13 protein-coding genes and 1 riboswitch are annotated in these 17,710 nt (G+C 76.2%); of the genes, 6 read left to right on the forward strand and 7 right to left on the reverse strand.

Annotation, left to right across the window (positions count from 1 at the left end):
- Positions 1–144: 144 nt before the first annotated feature.
- From ACFVXK_RS10785 to ACFVXK_RS10795, 3 genes are all read right to left on the reverse strand, one after another.
- A complete protein-coding gene (locus ACFVXK_RS10785; protein WP_389611154.1) occupies positions 145–1,212 on the reverse strand; it encodes an AAA family ATPase in 1,068 nt (355 codons plus the stop codon).
- Between the two features lie 155 nt (positions 1,213–1,367).
- A complete protein-coding gene (locus tag ACFVXK_RS10790) occupies positions 1,368–3,398 on the reverse strand; it encodes a hypothetical protein (protein WP_389611155.1) in 2,031 nt (676 codons plus the stop codon).
- A gap of 50 nt (positions 3,399–3,448) precedes the next feature.
- Positions 3,449–4,717, reverse strand: coding sequence for a hypothetical protein (locus ACFVXK_RS10795; RefSeq protein WP_389611156.1), 1,269 nt, complete (start codon positions 4,715–4,717; stop codon positions 3,449–3,451).
- 166 nt (positions 4,718–4,883) lie between these two features.
- Here ACFVXK_RS10795 and ACFVXK_RS10800 point away from each other — a divergent pair, with 166 nt between their 5' ends.
- Complete coding sequence (locus ACFVXK_RS10800; RefSeq protein WP_389611157.1) at positions 4,884–7,154, forward strand: immune inhibitor A domain-containing protein; 2,271 nt, start codon at positions 4,884–4,886, stop codon at positions 7,152–7,154.
- Positions 7,155–7,233: 79 nt separating this feature from the next.
- On the opposite strand, the gene ACFVXK_RS10805 is transcribed toward ACFVXK_RS10800, so the two are convergent.
- Positions 7,234–8,289 carry a phosphatidylinositol-specific phospholipase C domain-containing protein gene (locus tag ACFVXK_RS10805; protein ID WP_389611158.1) on the reverse strand — a complete coding sequence of 352 codons (1,056 nt, stop codon included), beginning with the start codon at positions 8,287–8,289 and terminating at the stop codon, positions 7,234–7,236.
- A gap of 192 nt (positions 8,290–8,481) precedes the next feature.
- Here ACFVXK_RS10805 and ACFVXK_RS10810 point away from each other — a divergent pair, with 192 nt between their 5' ends.
- The 5 genes from ACFVXK_RS10810 (at position 8,482) to ACFVXK_RS10830 (ending at position 13,381) form a co-directional block, all read left to right on the forward strand.
- Positions 8,482–9,378 carry a trypsin-like serine peptidase gene (locus ACFVXK_RS10810; protein ID WP_389611159.1) on the forward strand — a complete coding sequence of 299 codons (897 nt, stop codon included), beginning with the start codon at positions 8,482–8,484 and terminating at the stop codon, positions 9,376–9,378.
- Positions 9,379–10,061: 683 nt separating this feature from the next.
- Positions 10,062–11,312 carry a precorrin-6y C5,15-methyltransferase (decarboxylating) subunit CbiE gene (gene cbiE, locus ACFVXK_RS10815; protein ID WP_389611160.1) on the forward strand — a complete coding sequence of 417 codons (1,251 nt, stop codon included), beginning with the start codon at positions 10,062–10,064 and terminating at the stop codon, positions 11,310–11,312.
- 1 nt (position 11,313) lies between these two features.
- Positions 11,314–12,063, forward strand: a complete 750-nt coding sequence (cobM, locus tag ACFVXK_RS10820; protein WP_389611161.1) for a precorrin-4 C(11)-methyltransferase — start codon at positions 11,314–11,316, stop codon at positions 12,061–12,063.
- Entirely contained in the window at positions 12,053–12,853 is an 801-nt protein-coding gene (locus tag ACFVXK_RS10825) for a cobalt-precorrin-6A reductase (protein WP_389611162.1), read from the forward strand. The genes cobM and ACFVXK_RS10825 overlap by 11 nt, the downstream gene beginning before the upstream one ends.
- Before the next feature lie 9 nt (positions 12,854–12,862).
- Complete coding sequence (locus ACFVXK_RS10830; RefSeq protein ID WP_389611163.1) at positions 12,863–13,381, forward strand: hypothetical protein; 519 nt, start codon at positions 12,863–12,865, stop codon at positions 13,379–13,381.
- Positions 13,382–13,487: 106 nt separating this feature from the next.
- On the opposite strand, the gene ACFVXK_RS10835 is transcribed toward ACFVXK_RS10830, so the two are convergent.
- The 3 genes from ACFVXK_RS10835 to ACFVXK_RS10845 are packed head-to-tail and all read right to left on the reverse strand — an operon-like array spanning position 13,488 to position 17,190.
- Positions 13,488–14,987, reverse strand: coding sequence for a precorrin-2 C(20)-methyltransferase (locus tag ACFVXK_RS10835; protein WP_389611164.1), 1,500 nt, complete (start codon positions 14,985–14,987; stop codon positions 13,488–13,490).
- Positions 14,984–15,631 (reverse strand): precorrin-8X methylmutase, encoded by a 648-nt coding sequence (locus ACFVXK_RS10840; RefSeq protein ID WP_389611165.1) that lies wholly within the window; start codon positions 15,629–15,631, stop codon positions 14,984–14,986. The genes ACFVXK_RS10835 and ACFVXK_RS10840 overlap by 4 nt, the downstream gene beginning before the upstream one ends.
- A complete protein-coding gene (locus tag ACFVXK_RS10845) occupies positions 15,628–17,190 on the reverse strand; it encodes a nitrite reductase (RefSeq protein WP_389611166.1) in 1,563 nt (520 codons plus the stop codon). The genes ACFVXK_RS10840 and ACFVXK_RS10845 overlap by 4 nt, the downstream gene beginning before the upstream one ends.
- Before the next feature lie 349 nt (positions 17,191–17,539).
- Positions 17,540–17,697: riboswitch (cobalamin riboswitch) on the forward strand.
- Positions 17,698–17,710: the final 13 nt, after the last annotated feature.

Raw genomic sequence — 17,710 nt, forward strand, 5'->3', positions numbered from 1 at the left:
GGGCGGGCGCCCGGGCGCCCGCGGCGGCGGGGTCGACGCGGGCGGCCAGCCACAGGATGTCGGCCATCTCCTCGGCCCCGACGGCGGTGCGCGGGGCGGCGCCGGTCTCGGCGCCTTCGGCGAAGGCCGCGAGGAGTTCCTCGATCACGCGGTGGGCCCGGTCAGGTGCTGCATGACGGTGGCGAGGAAGCGGTCGCGGTCGGCGGGGGCCGACCAGGCTCCGGCGAGGCGCAGCTGGATGGCGTTGAGGAGCTGGTCGGTGGCGAGGTCGCCGTCGTCGGCGCGTTCGAGGAAGCTGCGGACGAGGTCCTGGTATTCGGCGCCGTCCGCCGCGGTGATGTCGACGCCGAGCCGTCCGCGCACGATCCGGGCCAGTTTCTCGGGGCCGGGGGCGTCCAGGTGGAGGCGGACGCAGCGGCGCAGGAAGGCGGGCGGGAAGTCGCGTTCGCCGTTGCTGGTGAGGACGATGACGGGGAAGTAGCCGCACTGCACGCGGCCCTGGGTGACGGCGACGCCGGCGTCGGGGTCGTCGTCGGTGCCGATGGCGACGGTCGGCTCCTCCTTGGCGAGGCGGGCGAGTTCGGGGATGACGAACCCGCCGTCCTCGAAGACGGTGAGGAGGTCGCCGGGCAGGTCGATGTCGCTCTTGTCGATCTCGTCGATGAGCAGGACGCGGGGCCTGCGCTGGGGCAGCAGGGCGGTGCCGAGCGGGCCGAGCCGCAGGTAGCGGGCGATGGAGGGGGCGGGGGCGGCCGGTCCGCCGGCCGGGGCGCCGGGGAGGCGGACCTGCTCCAGTCCGGCTTCCTGGAGCCGGCCGATGGCGTCGTAGAGGTAGAGGCCGTCGCGCAGCGCGGTGCGGCTGGTGATCGGCCAGTGCAGGACCGGGCCCAGGGCGAGGTCGGCGGCGATGCTGTACGCGAGGGTGGATTTGCCGACGCCGGGCTTGCCGGTGACGAGCAGGGGCCGGCGCAGGTGGAGAGCGGTGTTGACGACGTCCTTCTCGGGTTCGTCGGGGACGTAGCCCTCGCCGCGCCGCAGGGTGCGTTCCCAGTCCTCCCCGGTGCAGCCGGGCGGCGCGTACGCCGGGTCGGGACGGCCGGTGAAGTCCCGCCAGGGCGGCGGCGGTCCGGCCTCCAGGCGGGCGCGCCGGTCCTCGCCCGGGCCCGTTCCCCGGTACAGCCACCAGTCCTTCGCCACTGCCTCTGCCTCCATCTTCGTCGCGTGCGGTCGTACGTGAAGTCGTGCGTGAAGTCGTACGTGCAGTCGTACGTCGAGCCGGGTGTCGAGCCGGGTGGGGGATGCGTGAAGCCGTCCGGTCCGTGCGGCCGTTCGGCCGCGCGGGCGGTACGGGGCGGGGGGCGTCGGGATCACAGCAGGGACCGGAGGTCGATCGTGTCGTCGGGATCGTCCCACAACAGCACCAGCCGGTCTGCCCCTTCGGCCGCGCCCCCGGCGGCCGCCCGGCGCACTTCGCGTACGCGGGCGGGCAGTCCGAGCACCGCCGGTGCGCCCGGCAGGGCCTCCGGGGAGAGCAGGGCCGGCAGGCCCCCGGCGGGTGCGCCGCCGCCGCGCTGCCAGACGGCGGCGGGGACGCCCCCTTCGAGGAGCGCCTCCAGCAGGGCCTCGTCGCGGGCCGCGGAGGCGTGCCCGAGGACGCAGGCGGGCGCGGTGCGGGCCCCCAGCTGCACCCCGAGCGCGTCGGTGACCTCCGGGTCCTCCACGACCCGTACGGTGTCCGGGTGGCGGCCGCCGTGGGCGTGCATCCAGCGCCATTTGGCCCGCCATTCGGTGCGGGTGTCCTCGCGTTCCTGCGGGCAGCGCACCACCACCTCGTAGAGCATGCCGAGGGGGCGGGTGCGGCCGCCGGGGCCGCGGGGGACGGGCCACTGGTCGAAGTCCGTCTCCAGCAGTTCGTACGGCACGTGGAACTCGATCCGTCCGATGCCCTCCGCGGGCTGCCCGGCGCCGTCCGGCTCCCCCGCCCCGGCGGCGGACAGGGCGAGCTGGCGCAGCAGTTCGGCGCGGACGACGGCGGTGGTGACCGGGCTCCCCTCCGACTCCCAGACGTGACGGGTGTGTTCGCCGCGCAGCCACATCCGGGCGAGCAGGCCGTCCTCGCCGCCGGGCGGGGACTCCAGCCGGACGTGCAGGGCGGCCTGCCGGGCGGGGCCGGGCGGCGGGCGGAGCACGGGCAGGGCGAGGCGCTGCCGGGCGGCGCGGACCCACAGGGCGAGCCGGGCGGCCCAGGCCGGGTCGCCGAGGCCGCCCGCGGTGCCGGCGGGGCGGGCGGCTCGGTCGGCGAGGTAGTGCACGAAGGGTACGGCCAGCGGCATGCCGCCGCGGCCGCCCTGGCGTTCGTCGAGGTCGGCGGCCAGGTCGAGGAGGCTGTCGGCGGGCAGTCCGTGGTGGACGGGGGCGGCGCAGCCGGCTTCCTTGAACGCCCACGCGTAGGCCTCGTAGGCGCAGCGCGGCAGGGTGCGGCCCTCGAACAGCTCGCCGAGTCCGTCCCAGCCCCTCTGGTCGAGGCGGGCGGTCCGCGGCAGGGCCGCGGGCCCGAACGGGTCGTCGTCGAGGAAGGAGCCGGCGTCCCAGTCCCGGTCGACGATGAACCGGGGCAGCTGCCAGCCTTCGCCGCGTTCGCGCAGTCCCTGGAAGGCGTGGTGGATGCGGCGGGCCGCCTCCGGGAGGCCGGTGACGCCCTCGCGCACGGAGCGGTCGCCGAGTTCGGCGAGCAGGGCCTCGGTGAAGCGGCCGGCGCCGCGTTCGGCGTCGTTCTGCGCGGCCTCGCCCTCGCGGGAGGCGTAGAGGCGGAACTGCCGCCGTCCGGGGACGGTGGCGCCGCCGCCGTAGTCGCTGCTGCCGAAGTTCCACCGGGTGTCGCGGGGTGCGTCGACCCGGCAGGCGTCCACCAGTGCGGCCTGGAGCGGGAACCTGCGGTGTGCGACCAGGTCGGTCTTCCACCAGCGCAGCGCGGAGTCGAGGTTGAGGTGGCGGATCTGTCCGGGTCCGGCGTCGGCGCAGGGCAGCATCAACTGCCCGTCGCGCCCGAGGTAGCCGTGGCCGGCCCAGAAGATCCACAGCAGGTCGCCGTCGCACTGCGGGAGTTCTTCGAGCAGGGCCGATTTGGCGTTGGCCTCGGTGGCGGGCCGCCATGCCGCCCGCAGCTCGGCCAGGGCCGGGGAGGCCGTCCAGTCGAGCAGGCCGGGGTCGTCGAGCGGGGAGAGCAGCAGCCGGACGTTGGCCGCCGGCACCTGGCCGGGGCCGGTGAGCCAGTGGGCGAAGCGCAGGGCGTCGCGGGCGGGGCCGCGCAGGTTCCAGTGGTGGCTGATGCCGTACCGCTCGACCCCGGCGATGAGCGCGAAGGTGCGCCGGGGTACCAGGTCGTCGGATAAGTCCATGGCCGGGGGCGGGAGTTCGAGGTCGGTGTCCGGCCTGAGTCCGGGGTGGGTCACCCGATGCCCGCCTCGGCCACCGCCACTTCGATGCGCTCGTAGAGGGACCGCTGTTTCCAGTAGGCGCTGTGGGAGGCGGGGAACGGCTGGCGGCTGCGGATCTCGTGGTCGGTGACGCGGGGGTCGCCGGGGAAGACGGGCCCGGCGACGTAGGAGAGGACGTCCTGGCGGTCGTAGACGTTGAGCCAGCGCGGGAAGCCGTACGGGAGGGCGCTGCCGGGCGGGAGGGCGGTGAGGGCGCCGAGTTCGTACAGGTACGGGGCCTGTGAGCCCACGGTGACCAGGAGTTCGGCGCCCGGCACGGGCCCGCCGGTGGCGGCCTCGAGGGCGAGCAGGTCGACCAGGGCGATACCGCCGAGGCTGTGGCCGATGAGGACGGTCGGGCCCGGTGCGGCGGTGATCCTGGCGTGCAGGAAGGAGCGCAGTTCGGTGCCGCGGGCCTGGTAGCGCAGGATGTCGCCGAGGGCGGGGGTGGCACCGGCGGTGAGGGAGCCGCGCCAGGCGTTGAGCAGCGGCTGGGTGGAGACGCGCAGGGCGAGCCGGCCGAGGAGGGCGGCCGCCCGGGCGCCGGGGACCCGGGCGCCGCCGCCGAGGCGGGCGGTGATCAGTTCGACGAGCCGGTCGCGTTCGGCGGCGGTGCAGTCGGCGTCGGCCCCGGCGGTGGCGAGGGCTCCGGCGGTGACGGACCGGGCGAGGGCGGTGGCCAGTTCGCGGGCCTGGGGTTCGGCGGTGGCGCGGGCCCCGGCGCGGGCGGCCTCGGCGGATCCGGCGGCGGCCAGAAGGGCGGGGCGGAACCCGGGGGCGAGGCCGGTGCCGTCCAGCAGGGCGCGGAGCTCACCGCCCTCCCCGCGGGGGCCGTAGGGGGCTTCGGCGAAGCGGTGCAGCAGGTCCAGGACGCGGGTCCCGGCGGGCTGCACGCCGGGCAGGGCGAAGGGGTCGTCCCCGGAGCCGGAGCCGGAGCCGGGCCCGGCGGTGTCCCAGCCGGCCTCCGCCAGGACCCGGAGTTCGCACAGCGGGTCGGCGAGCAGCAGGCCCCATTCGGCGGTCTCGGTGTCGGCCGCGTCGGCGTGCGCGGCCGCGGCGGTGCGCAGTCCCGGGACGGAGCGGCCGCCGGAGCCGAGGGCGGCCCCGAAGCGCTCGCCCCAGAAGCAGGAGTCGACGGTGGCGCCGGGGAAGCGGTCGGTGAGCCGCTCGCGCACCAGCGCGAAGAGGGTGTCGTGCCGGTCGCGCCGGACCCCCGTGCCGTGAACGAACAGAAACCGCATCGCCGTACCGCCCCCTCGTCTGCCGGCCTGTCAGCCCCGCCCGCACGATAGCGCCGCTCGGGGAACGAGGCGCGGCGAACGCGGAGTTCACCCCCTAGCCGTCACCTGTGACATGTGAAATATTACCTGCGCTCCGAGAACCGGACTCCCGGAAAGGTCACCCCCGTTGCGCAGACTTGCCGCGGCCGGAGCGGCGATATCGCTCGCCGCTCTCGCCTTCCTCGCCACCCCCGCCCAGGCGGCCGCCCCGCCCCCGGCGCCGCCCACCGCCCCGCAGGCCGGGCAGGAGGCCGCCCCGCCGGCCGCGCCCCTCGAACTCCGGCGCCAGGCGCTGCGCCGCCAGGCCATGGAGGGCGTCGCGGCGGGCGGCGGCGGATCGCGCCGCGCCGGGCCGGCCCCCCGCACCGCGAAGATCGGCGACCAGTACGTCGAGCTCTCGCAGGAACGCAAGGACAAGGTGTTCGTCATCCTCGCCGAGTTCGGCGACGAGACGGACCCCCGCTTCGGCGGCACCCCCGGCCCCCTCCACAACACCATCGCCAAACCGCCCCAGGACGACAACCACACCCTCTGGCGCAAGGACTTCGACCGGGACTTCTACCGGCAGCAGTTCTTCTCCGCCGACCCGGGCGCGGCCTCGATGCGGGCCTACTACGACCTCCAGTCCTCCGGCCGCTACGACCTCGACGGCACGGTCACCGACTGGGTCAAGCTCCCCTACAACGAGGCCCGTTACGGCACGGACAAGTGCACGGAGACCGGCCAGTGCCGCACCAACTGGGACCTGGTGCGCGACGCCACCAAGGCCTGGTACGACTCCGAGCGCGCCAAGGGCCGCACCACGGAGCAGATCAAGGCCGAGCTCGCACCGTACGACGTGTGGGACCGCTACGACGCCGACCACGACGGCAACTTCGACGAGCCCGACGGCTACATCGACCACCTGGTGATCGTCCACGCGGGCAAGGACCAGACCTGGGGCGGCGGCGACCAGGGCAAGGACGCCATCTGGGCGCACCGCTGGTTCGCCTACTGGGACCAGGCGGGCACCGCGGGCCCGGACGGCAACAAGGCGGGCGGCACCCCGGTCGGCGACACCGGGATCTGGGCCGGCGACTACCTCACCGGCGGCGAGAACAGCGGCGCGGGCCTCTTCTCGCACGAGTTCGGCCACGACCTGGGCCTGCCCGACCTGTACAGCTCGGACGGGGACAACGGCGTCAACTTCTGGTCCCTGATGTCCTCGGCCTCCTACCTGGGCAAGGGCCCGGGCACCACGGGGCGCTTCCCCGGCGACCTGGACCCGTGGAGCAAGCTCCAACTGGGCTGGCTGGACTACACGGAGGCCGACGCGGGCCGCAGGACCCGCGCCACCCTGGGCGTCTCGGGCTACCACACCCAGGACCCGCAGGCCCTCCTCGTGCACCTCCCGCCCTCCACCACGCGCACCGAACTCACCGACCCGTACGAGGGCGCGAGCCAATGGTGGAGCGGCACCGGCGACTTCATGGACAACACCCTCACCCGCACCGTGGACCTCTCCGGCGGCCCCGCCACCCTCGGCGCCCGCCTCTGGTACGACACGGAACAGGACTTCGACTTCCTCACGGTCGAAGGCTCCTCCGACGGCGGCGCCACCTGGGCCCCGCTGCCCGGCACGGTGAACGGGACGGCCATCCCGCCGAAGGGCGTCTCCGGCGCCTCGGCCGGCTGGACCGAGCTCAAGGTCCCCCTCCCGGCGGGCACCACCGCGATCCGCTTCCACGCCACCTCGGACGGCAACACCCACGGCCGCGGCGCCACCTTCGACGACCTGCGCGTCACCTCGGACGCCGACGGCCGCACCCTCTTCGCCGACGGCGCGGAGAGCGCCGCCGGGGACTGGACGGCCCGCAAGTGGTCCCGCACCGAGGGCCGGACGGGCACGGAGTCCCACCCGCGCGCCTACTTCGCGGAGAACCGCCGCTACACGGGCTACGGCTCCTACCTGCGCACCGGCCCGTACAACTTCACCTCCACCGACAACCGGGTCGAGTTCTACCCCTACCAGCAGGGCGTCCTGCTGTGGCTCTGGGACACCGCCTACAGCGACAACACCACCAAGGCGCACCCGGGTTCGGGCCTGATCCTCCCGGTGGACGCCCGCCCCGACGCCCTGCGCTTCCCCGGCGGCACCCTGCTCAACTCCCGGGCCCAGACCTTCGACGCGACCTTCTCCACCCGTCCCACCGACCGCGTCACCTTCCACCGGACCGGTGACGCCCTGACGGTCCCCTCCCGCCCGGGCGTCGCCGTCTTCGACGACCACCGCGGCTCCTACTGGAACGCGGACCTCCCCCAGGTGGGCGTCAAGGTCCCGGACACCGGCACGCGCCTCCAGGTGCTGCGCGAATCCGCCACGACCGCCACCCTCCAGCTCTCCCCGTCGACCCCCTGAGCCCCCGAGCCCCTGAGCACGCACGAGCGCCCCGCCGGGACCCCCGGCGGGGCGCTCGTCGTCCGGTCCGCGGGGGAGGTCAGCCGCGGGGCAGCACCGTGGCGAGGACCGAGGGCAGGGGGTACCAGTCCGCCGAGGTGATCGAGGCGTGACGGCCGGCCATCAGCGCCACCCGGTCGCGGGCCTGGGCCTCCGTGGGGTGGACCGCGTCGATCGCCGGGGCCACGTTCTGGGCGTCCGTGGCGATCAGCAGGTAGTGGTTGCGGTCGTACCAGGCGGTGTCGATCGCGGCGGAGGCGTAGGCGGACGCGTCACCGTCGAAGACGACGAACCACGGGCGCAGGGCCGGGTCCGCGTAGCGGCCGCGGGGGTCGCCCGCCTCGGCGCGGTGGACCGCCGGGAAGGCGGCGGCGGTCGAGAGGTGGCCGCGCAGGTACTCGGCGTACTCGCGGTCCGTCCAGAGCTTGTCCGCGCCGTTGCCCTCCTCCACGGTGCCCGGGATCAGCTCGACCAGGAACTTCCCCGCCATCTGCGCCCGGGTCGGCCAGGCGTCGGCGCGGGCCGCCGTGTCCAGGTCCGGGTAGCCGGCGGCGAGCCGGCCCGGGGTGTAGAGGGCGTCGCCCAGCTTCGAGGTGAGCAGGGCGTCGAGCGCGGCCGGGCCCCGGCCCAGGTTCGCGGCGAAACCGTCCTTGAGCTCCAGCTTCAGCACGATCGGGCGGTGGCCCGGGTGGGCGTCGTGCCAGCTGCGGATGTCGGAGAGGCAGCCCGCCAGGTTCTGGTCACGGGACTTCGTCCGCAGCTGGGCGGGGGTGGCGGCGTTCTCGCAGTTGCTGTTGTTGCCGAAGGGGTTGTCGTGCGAGACGCGCCAGCCGCTGCCGAAGAAGTTGGTCCAGACGTCCAGCTCCAGCATGGCCGCGCCCGAGTCGAGGGCGTCCGCGAGGTAGGGGTACTTGGCCTTCTCGTAGGCGTTGTGGACCCCCACGCCGGTGGACGCCGAGTACCGGAGGTCACCGGTCGCGGCGGCGGCCGCGGGGGCGGCCGGGGCGGAGACCGCCGGGGTGGCGGAGACGGCGACGGTCGCGAGGGCGGCGGTCAGCAGCGCGGCTGCGGCGCGCAGGCGGGTGCGGATGGGCATGGGTGTGCGGCTCCCCTGGGTTACCGAGTGGTAAGGCGCCTGGAGCGTAGGTGAGTTGGGTGAAGAGGGGAAGGACCGGGGATGGCGGGCCGGGGTCGGGGTGTGAGGAGGGGCACATTCCGGCCGGGAACCACGGGGGGCGGCCGGCCGTTCCGGGGGCGACGGGTGATCCTCGGCGGTGGGAGTGGCGCGATGACGGGCAGGGCCGTACGGGTCTGCGTGCTGGCCGGCGTGTGCTGCGCGCTGGTGGCCGCCGGGGTGGCCTTCGGCCTGGGCCGGATGGGGACCGTCGACCGCGGGGACGGGGACCGGGGGCGCTACGTGCAGGACTCCGCGCTCGCCGACGAGGCCGCCGCCGCGGCGCTGGAGAAGCTGACCGAGCCGGCCCCGGCGGCCGCGCCGCCGGTACGGGGCTTCGCGGAGGGCGACTGGAAGGCGTCCGACCCGCTGGAGGCCCGGGAGGTGCCGGCCGAGCCCGCGATCGGGGCCCTGTTCTCGCCCGGGCTGGACTGGGACGACGACCACCACTGCTCGGGGAGCGTGGTGCACTCCGCCGCCGGGGACCTCGTCGTCACCGCGGCGCACTGCGTGTACGCGGGCGGTTTCCGCAACAACCTGGCCTTCGTGCCGGGCTACGAGGACGGCAAGGCGCCGTACGGGGTGTGGGTGCCCACGCGGATCGACGTGGACCCGCGGTGGATACGGGACTCCGACCCGGACGTCGACGTCGCCTTCCTACGGGTGCGCCGCACCGGGCACCCGGGGCAGCGGCTGGAGGACGTCACGGGGGCGCACCCGATCGGCTTCGGCCGGCAGCTGCCGGTGCCGGCCCGGCTGGTGGGGTACCCGAACGACACCGAGCGGCCGCTGGGCTGCTCGAACACAGCCGTGGCCGACGGGCCCGCGCAGCTGCGGTTCGACTGCGCGGACGTACCCAACGGGACCAGCGGCGGTCCCGTCCTGACCGCCGACGGCAGCCTGATCGGGGTCATCGGCGGACGGGACGGGGGCGGGGACGAGACCACCTCGTTCAGCAGCCGTTTCGGGGACGACGTGCGGGCGCTGTACGAGCGGTCCGCGCGCGACTGAGGGCCCGCCCCGCCGCGGATCCAACCGCAGGCCCGCGGGGCCGCTCTGGGCGAGTTCGTCCCGTTCGAGGACGGTCACGCGGGGGAAGTGCTCCGCGAGGACCCGCGCCGTCAGCAGCCCGGCGAGCCCGGCCCCGAGGACCACGGCGTGGCCGTCGCCGTCGCCGTCACCGTCGCCGGGCGGCCGGTCGGTACCGCGGGCGGGGCCGTCCGCGCGGGGGTGTACGTGGGCGTCGTCCGAGCCTGCTGGGTGGTTGTCCGGAGTGTCGTCCATCTTCCGAGTGTGGGGCGGCGGACGCCGGCCCGGGCAGGTTCCGTCCGGGGCGGACGGGGGCGTGGCGGGGGCGGACGGGGGCATGCCGGTGCGCGGGCCCCGCGGGGCGGTGGCCAACGCGGCGCGGGACGGTGACCGACGCGGCGCGGGACGGTGAGCCAGGGCGGTGGCCCGGCGCGGGACGGTGGCCCAGGGCGGTAGCCGGCGCGGCGCGGTGACCCGGGGCGGTGGCCCGGCGCGGCGCGGGGCGGTAGCCGGCGCGGGGTGGCGGCCCGGCGTGCCGTGGCCCTGCCCGCGGGTCCGGTGGGGGCGTCGGTGCTGGTCACCCTGGCCGGGGGGCCGCGGCCGCGTCCCAGTAAGCTGCGGGTCCGTCCCGCGCATTCGCCCTCTCCCGTTCCCGAGGTACCGCAGTGAGCACCCCCGCAGCACCCCTGGCCGTGGCCGTCGTCGGTCTCGGCGCCGACGGCTGGGCCGGGCTCACCGACACCGCCCGGGGCGCGCTGACCGGCGCCGAGGTCCTGATCGGCGGGCCCCGGCAGCTGGACCTGCTCCCGGCCGGCGCGTGCGCCGGGCTGCGGGTGGCCTGGCCGAGCCCGCTGCGGCCCGCCGTGCCGAAGCTCATGGCCGAGCACGCCGGGCGCCGGATCGCCGTCCTGGCCAGCGGGGACCCGATGTTCTACGGGATCGGCCGCGCGCTGTGCGAGGAGCTGGGCCCGGACGCCCTGCGCGTCCACCCGCACCCCTCCTCCGTCTCCTACGCCTGCGCCCGCCTGGGCTGGCCGGTGGAGGACACCGAGGTCGTCACCGTCGTCGGCCGGCCGGTGGCCCGGGTGGCGGCCGCACTGCACGAGGGGCGGCGGCTGCTGGTGCTCAGCGCCGGAGCGGCGAGCCCGGGCGAGATCGCCGCTCTGCTGCGGGAGCGGGGCTTCGGCCCCAGCCGGATGCGGGTCCTGGAGCAGCTCGGCTCCGAGCGCGAGGACGCGTACGGGGGCACCGCGGACGCCTGGGACCGCGAGCCGGGCGACCCCCTCAACGTGGTCGCCGTGGAGTGCCGCCGGGATCCCGCCGCGCCGGTCCCCCGGCTCGGCGCCACCCCCGGCCTGCCCGACGCCGCGTACGAGCACGACGGGCAGCTGACCAAGCGCCACGTGCGTGCCGCGACCCTCTGCGCCCTGGCCCCCGCCCCCGGCGAGCTGCTGTGGGACATCGGCGGCGGCTCCGGCTCCATCGGCATCGAGTGGATGCGCACGCACCCCTCCTGCCGTGCCGTGGCCGTCGAGCGCGTCCCGGAGCGGGCCGGGCGCATCACCCGCAACGCGACGGCCCTCGGCGTCCCCGGCCTGCGCGTGGTCGTCGGCGCGGCCCCGGCGGCGCTGGAGGGACTGCCCGTCCCCGACGCCGTGTTCATCGGCGGCGGGCTCACCGCCCCGGGCCTGCTCGACGCCGCCTGGGCGGCGCTCGCGCCCGGCGGCCGGCTGGTCGTCAACACGGTGACGCTGGAGTCGGAGGCGGTCCTCGCCGGGCAGCACCGGCGCCTCGGCGGCGAACTGGTGAAGCTGGCCGTGTCGCACGCCGTGCCGGTCGGCGGCTTCACCGGCTGGCGGCAGGCGATGCCCGTCACCCAGTGGTCCGTGACGAAGCCGAAGACCCAAGGAGAATGACATGACCGTGTACTTCATCGGCGCGGGCCCCGGCGCCGCCGACCTCATCACCGTACGCGGCGCCCGCACCCTCGCCGCCGCCCCGGTCTGCCTCTACGCCGGCAGCCTGGTCCCGCGCGAGCTGCTGGCGGAGTGCCCCGAGGGGGCCCGGCTGGTCGACACCTCGCAGCTGAACCTCGACGAGATCGTCGCCGAGTGCGTACGGGCCCACGAGGCGGGGCTGGACGTGGCGCGGCTGCACTCGGGCGACCCGTCCATCTTCAGCGCCGTCGCCGAGCAGATGCGGCGCCTGGACGCGGCCGGCATCCCGTACGAGGTGGTGCCGGGCGTACCGGCGTTCGCGGCGGCGGCGGCCTCGCTCAAGCGGGAGCTGACCGTCCCGACCGTCGGCCAGACCGTGATCCTGACCCGGATCGCCCAGCAGGCCACCCCGATGCCGCCCGGCGAGGACCTGGCCACGCTCGGCCGCAGCGGCGCCCTGCTGGTGCTGCACCTGGCCACCCGCTACGTGGACCGGGTCGTGGACGAACTGCTGCCGCACTACGGGGCCGAATGCCCGGTGGCGGTGGTGGCGATGGCCAGCCGCCCCGACGAGCTGATCCTGCGCGGGACGCTCGCCGACATCGCCGGGCAGGTGAAGGAGGCCGGCCTGGTGCGCACCGCCGTGATCGTGGTGGGGCGGACCCTGGGCGCGGAGCAGTTCCGCGACAGCCACCTCTACTCCCCCGAGCGCGACCGGCATGTCTGCTGAGCCGCCGCCCGCCGCGGCGGGGCCCGGGCGGCACGTCCTGATCCTGGGCGGGACGACCGAGGCCCGCCGGCTGGCGGAGGCACTGGCGCGGGACCCCGCGCACGCGGCCGCGTACCGGGTGACCAACTCCCTGGCGGGCCGGGTCGGTTCGCCGGTTCTGCCACCGGGCGGTACCCGGATCGGCGGGTTCGGCGGGGTGGAGGGGCTGGCCGGCTGGATCACCGCCCACGGGGTCACGCACGTGGTCGACGCCACGCACCCCTTCGCCGAGCGGATGAGCTTCCACGCGGCCGCGGCGGAGGCGCTCACGGGCGTGCCCGTGCTGGCGCTGCGGCGCCCCGGCTGGAGTCCGGGCCCGGGCGACGCCTGGACCTTCGCGGACGACCTCGCGGGGGCCGCCGCCGTGCTGCCGTCCCTCGGCGGGCGGGCCTTCCTGACCACCGGCCGGACCGGCCTGCACGCCTTCGCGCACCTCACCGACCTCTGGTTCCTGGTGCGTTCGGTGGACCCGCCGGAGGGACCGGTGCCGCCCCGGCTGGAGACGGTGCTGGCGCGCGGCCCGTTCGGCCTGGAGCAGGAGCGGGAACTGATGGCCCGTCACCGCATCGACGTCCTGGTCACCAAGGACAGCGGCGGCGACGCCACGGCCCCCAAGCTCACCGCCGCCCGGGAGGCCGGGATCCCGGTGCTGGTCGTACGCCGCCCTCCGGTACCGCAGGGCCCGGCCCTGGCGGAGTCGGTGGAGGCGGCCCTGCGCTGGCTCGGCGCCGGACCGGAGCGCACCCTCTAGGGTGGAGGAATGCGGATACGTCGCCCCCACGCCCTCGTCCTGGCCCTCGCCGCCGCGTCGGCACTCCTCACCGGGTGCGGTGGGGGCGCGGCGCCCGGGCCCAAGGGCTGGGAGCCCGACGACGCGCTCCAGCGGGCCGACGAGACCCTGGGCAAGGACGTCGCGGCCGGGGCCCGTGTGACGATGCGGGGCACCGGGTTCCTGAAGGCCGGGATGGAGAAGGACCTGGAGACCGGCGGGGAGCGCCCGTACCGCTTCGACATCGCCTGCGACAGCGAGGAGAGCCCCCGGGTCACCCTGCTGCTGTCCCGTGACGGCGGCTCCGGGGAGCGCTCGTTCGACGTGTCGTGCACCGCCGGGGAGGTGACCCGGCTGAACCTCCCCGCGGGCCCGGCGCTCAACGCGCACATCGACCCCGCCCCGGAGGAGGACTCCCCGCCGGCGGGCGTCGTGTCGTGGCAGCTGCTCACCCTCGACCCGGCGACGGTCAAGGGCTGCCCGGACGTACTGGCGGGCTGCCCGGGCTGAGCGGAGGCCGCCGCACGGAGCGACGACGGCCCGGCCCGGGGCGCACCGCCCCGGGCCGGGCCGCGTTCACCTCACGTCACCCGCACCGGCACCCGCACCCGCACGGTCACGGGTAGCGGCGCGGGGTCCACGTCACGCGTGACCCGTCGGGCCGCTCGGTCACCTGCGTCTGCGAGGAGCCGATCAGCAGGATCGTCCGCATGTCCACCTCGGACGGCTCCAGTTCGGCCAGCGTGACGATCCGCACCGACTGCTCGGGCCCGCCCACGTCCCGGGCCACGACCACCGGGGTCTGCGGCGCGCGCAGCTCCAGCAGCAGCTCCTTCGCCCGTTCCACCTGCCAGGTCCGGCTGCGCGAGCCGGGGTTGTACAGGGCGAGGACCAGGTCGGCGGCGGCGGCCGCGCGCAGCCGCTCCGCGATGACCTCCCACGGCTTGAGCCGGTCGGAGAGCGAGACGGTGGCGTAGTCGTGGCCCAGCGGGGCCCCGGCCGCGGCGGCCGCCGCGTTGGCCGCCGTCACCCCGGGCAGCACCCGCACCGGCACGTCCGCGTACGCGGCCTGGCCGGCCACCTCCAGGACCGCGGTGGCCATGGCGAAGACCCCGGGGTCGCCGCCGGAGACCACGGCCACCCGCTTGCCGCGCCGGGCGAGGTCGAGGGCGAACTCGGCGCGCTCGGACTCCACCTTGTTGTCGGAGCCGTGCCGCACCTGGCCCGGCTTGACCGGCACCCGGTCCAGGTACGTGGTGTAGCCGACCAGCACCTCGGCGTCGGCCAGCGCCCGCTTCGTCTCAGGGGTCAGCCACAGCGGCCCGGCCGGGCCGGTGCCGACGACCACGACCTCACCGGGGCCGGACGGCACGCTGCCCGGGTTGCCGATCCGGCTGGGCACGACGGCGACGGCGAAGTACGGGACGCTGTCGGGGTCGGTGTCGGCCAGGACGCCGGTCCGCTCGCCCTCCATCGTGGCGCGCTCGACGTAACGGGCCTCCGCGAGGCGTCCGCTGCCCTCCATGGCCCGCCGGACGGCGGGGAAGGTGCGGCCGAGCTTCATGACGACCGCCGAGTCGGTGGCGGCGAGGCGGGCGGTGAGCTCCTCCTCGGGCAGGGTGCCGGGCAGGATCGTCAGCACCTCCTCGCCCTCGACCAGCGGGGTGCCGAGGCGGGCGGCGGCGGCGCTGACCGAGGTGACGCCGGGGACGACCTCGGCCTCGTAGCGGTCCGCGAGCCGCTTGTGCATGTGCATGTACGAGCCGTAGAAGAGCGGGTCGCCCTCCGCGAGCACGGCGACGGTCCGGCCGGCGTCCAGGTGCGCGGCCAGCCGGGCGGCGGAGGCCTCGTAGAACTCCTCCATCGCGCCCTGGTAGCCGCCGGGGTGGTCGGTGGTCTCGGTGGTGACCGGGTAGACCAGCGGTTCCTCGACGTGGTCGGCGCGCAGGTGCTTCGCGGCGATCGAGCGGGCGATGGAACGGCCGTGGCGGGCGCTGTGGTACGCGACCACGTCGGCCTCGGCGATCGCCTCGACGGCCCTCAGGGTCATCAGCGACGGGTCGCCGGGCCCGAGCCCGACCCCGTAGAGCTTGCCCTTGCCGGTGCTGCTGCTCATTCTTCCTCGCTCGCGATCGCGTTGACCGCGGCGGCGGCGATGGCGCTGCCGCCGCGCCGGCCGCGCACGATGAGGTGGTCGAGGCCCGAGGGGTGGGCGGCTAGGGCGTCCTTGGACTCGGCCGCGCCGATGAAGCCGACGGGCACGCCGATGACGGCCGCGGGGCGCGGGGCGCCCTCCTCGATCATCTCCAGCAGCCGGAACAGCGCGGTCGGGGCGTTGCCGACGGCGATCACGGAGTTCTCCAACAGCCCCCGGTCGCGCCAGACTTCGAGGGCGGCGGCGCTGCGGGTGGTGCCCATCTTCGCGGCGAGCGCGGGCACGGCCGGGTCGGAGAGGGTGCAGATCACCTCGTTGTCGGCGGGCAGCCGCTTGCGGGTGACGCCGCTGGCGACCATCTGCACGTCGCACAGGATCGGCGCGCCGGCGTGCAGGGCGGCACGGGCCCGCAGGACCACGTCGGGGGTGTAGCCGAGGTCCTGGGGGAGGTCGGTCATGCCACAGGCGTGAATCATGCGCACCGCGACCTGGGCGACCGAGGCGGGCAGCCCGGAGAGGTCCGCCTCGGCGCGGATCGTGGCAAAGGACTGGCGGTAGATCGCGGCGCCGTCCTTCTCGTACTCGAACACGGTGTACTCGCTCATTTCTTCACTGCGGCTTCGGTTGTGGTGGGGGTGGTGCGTGCGGCCGTGAGGGCGGCCGCCAGATCTGCGTGCGGCACGGGCCGCGCGTCGAGTTCGTAGCCGTCGGGGGTGGCGACGAGGTCCACCCACGCGGTGCCGCGCGGATGCCCGCACCGGCGGGCGCACCCCGACCAGTGCACCGGCAGCTCCGCGGCGGCCTCCTGTACTTCTACGACGGCACGCGCGTCGGCGCGTACGTCCGCGAGGGACTTGGCGCAACCGGGCTTGCCCGTACAGGCCGTGACGGTCCGCCAGGGGGATCCGGGCCGGACGACGAGGCCGGCCGTCTCGATGCGGCCGCCGCTGTCGGCCGCGGCGCGCGGGAGGACGACGCTGCGCCACGGGCTGACGCGCAGCTCGCCGTCGGCGGCTTCGGCCAGCACCCGCCACTGCGCGGCGCCGACCCGCCCGAGCGGGGGCAGCACGCACAGCCCGGCCGCGCCCACGCGCCCCGGCCGGGGCGGCTCGGCGTACGGCCACGCCACCGCGGGCACGCGGACGGCCGCGATCCCCGCCTCGGCCAGCCGTCGCACGAACTCCCCCGCATCCAGCGCGTGTTCACCGGGCAGCTCGGCGACCCGCCAGGGCCGGGTCCCGGCCGCGCCGGCGGCGTCGAGGAAGTACTCGGCGGCCAGCAGCGCAGCGGAGGCCGCATCGCCCCCGCCGACCCCGACGGCGTCGGCAGCACCCCCGAGCCGCACCAGCACCTGCCAGCCGGGGCCAGCACCGCTCACGGGGCCGGCACCGCTCACGGGGCCGGCGCCGTACGCAGGGCCGCCTCCGCGGCCCGGTCGCGGGCCGGCACCGACAGAGGGGCCAGGGCCGTCACCGGCGCCGGGGCGGGCGTCGCCGGGACCGGGGCAGGCGTCGCCGGGGCCGTCACCGCCGGAACCACGGCCGGGGCGAGCGTCGTCGGCGCCGGGGCGGGCGTCGCCCGGGCCGCGGCCGGGGCCGTCCTGGCCCTCGCGGCCTTCTCCGCCCGCGGGACCGGTACCTTCCCGGCCCTCCTCGCCGTCCGCGCCCGCGGCCATCACGGTCACGTCCGGGTCGAGGGCGGCCACGTCCCCGCGTCCGTCGTCGAGGGCGAACAGGAACCGCCCGGACAGGTCCGCGGCCCGCGCACTGGCGCACAGCAGCCGGTCGAGTTCCCGGACCCAGCCGACGACTTGGGCCCCGGCCGCCGGGGTGGCCACGATGTTGCGCACCCGCTCGTGGCCGGGCGCAGGCAGCAGCCCGGCGGCGTCCAGCAGCTCCGCGAGCCCGCCGCCGCACCCGTCGGCGAGGCCGCGCAGCTGGACGTTGCCGCGGGAGGTGAGTTCCAGGTGCCCGTCGCCGAACCGCTCGGCGGCGTCCGCGAGCGCGAGGGCCTGCCGGGTGGTGAGCAGCCCGCCGGGGATCCGGACGCGCGCGAGGTACCCGTCGTCGGCGGCGTGCAGCCGCAGCGCGCCGGGGCAGGCGTCGCCGCGTTCACGTATGACGGGTTCGTCCCGCGATGCGGCGGAAGGTGGCTGGGGCGGCATGGCCGCGAGCATACCCACGATTCCCCACCCCCGACCTGTGTCCGTCGCCACCCCGACCGGGGGCTCCCGCTCCGACGCACCCCGCGCCCCACCAGCGGCACCCCACGGACCACGCCGGCCGATTCCAGCCCCGCCGGCGCTTGAGGCGCGGAGTCTGGGGCGGAGCCCCTGGGCCACCTCCCAGCGGCAGCCGGGGGAGAAACGGCGAAGGGGCGGGGCGGGGAGAGGCTCCGCGCAGCGGCCCCGCCCCCGCACCCGCCCCCCACGTTTGCGGCGCAACCCCAAGGGCAGAGCTCCGGCAGCGGTGCCGCACCCGACCGACCCCACCTCCCGGCCAGGGAAAAGGCCACCTAAGATGACCTTCCGGCGGACCACTCGGCCCGTCACCGCCGAGGACGGCGACATGGGAGGAAGCCCGGTGCGATTCCGGCGCGGTCCCGCCACTGTGAGCCCCGCGGAGCGATCCGCGGGGTGAGTCAGGAACTCCCGCTGTCCTCACTGCCCGGGGCGCGGAAACCCC

This window comes from Streptomyces sp. NPDC058157 (genome assembly GCF_042884105.1).
Lineage (GTDB): Bacteria > Actinomycetota > Actinomycetes > Streptomycetales > Streptomycetaceae > Streptomyces.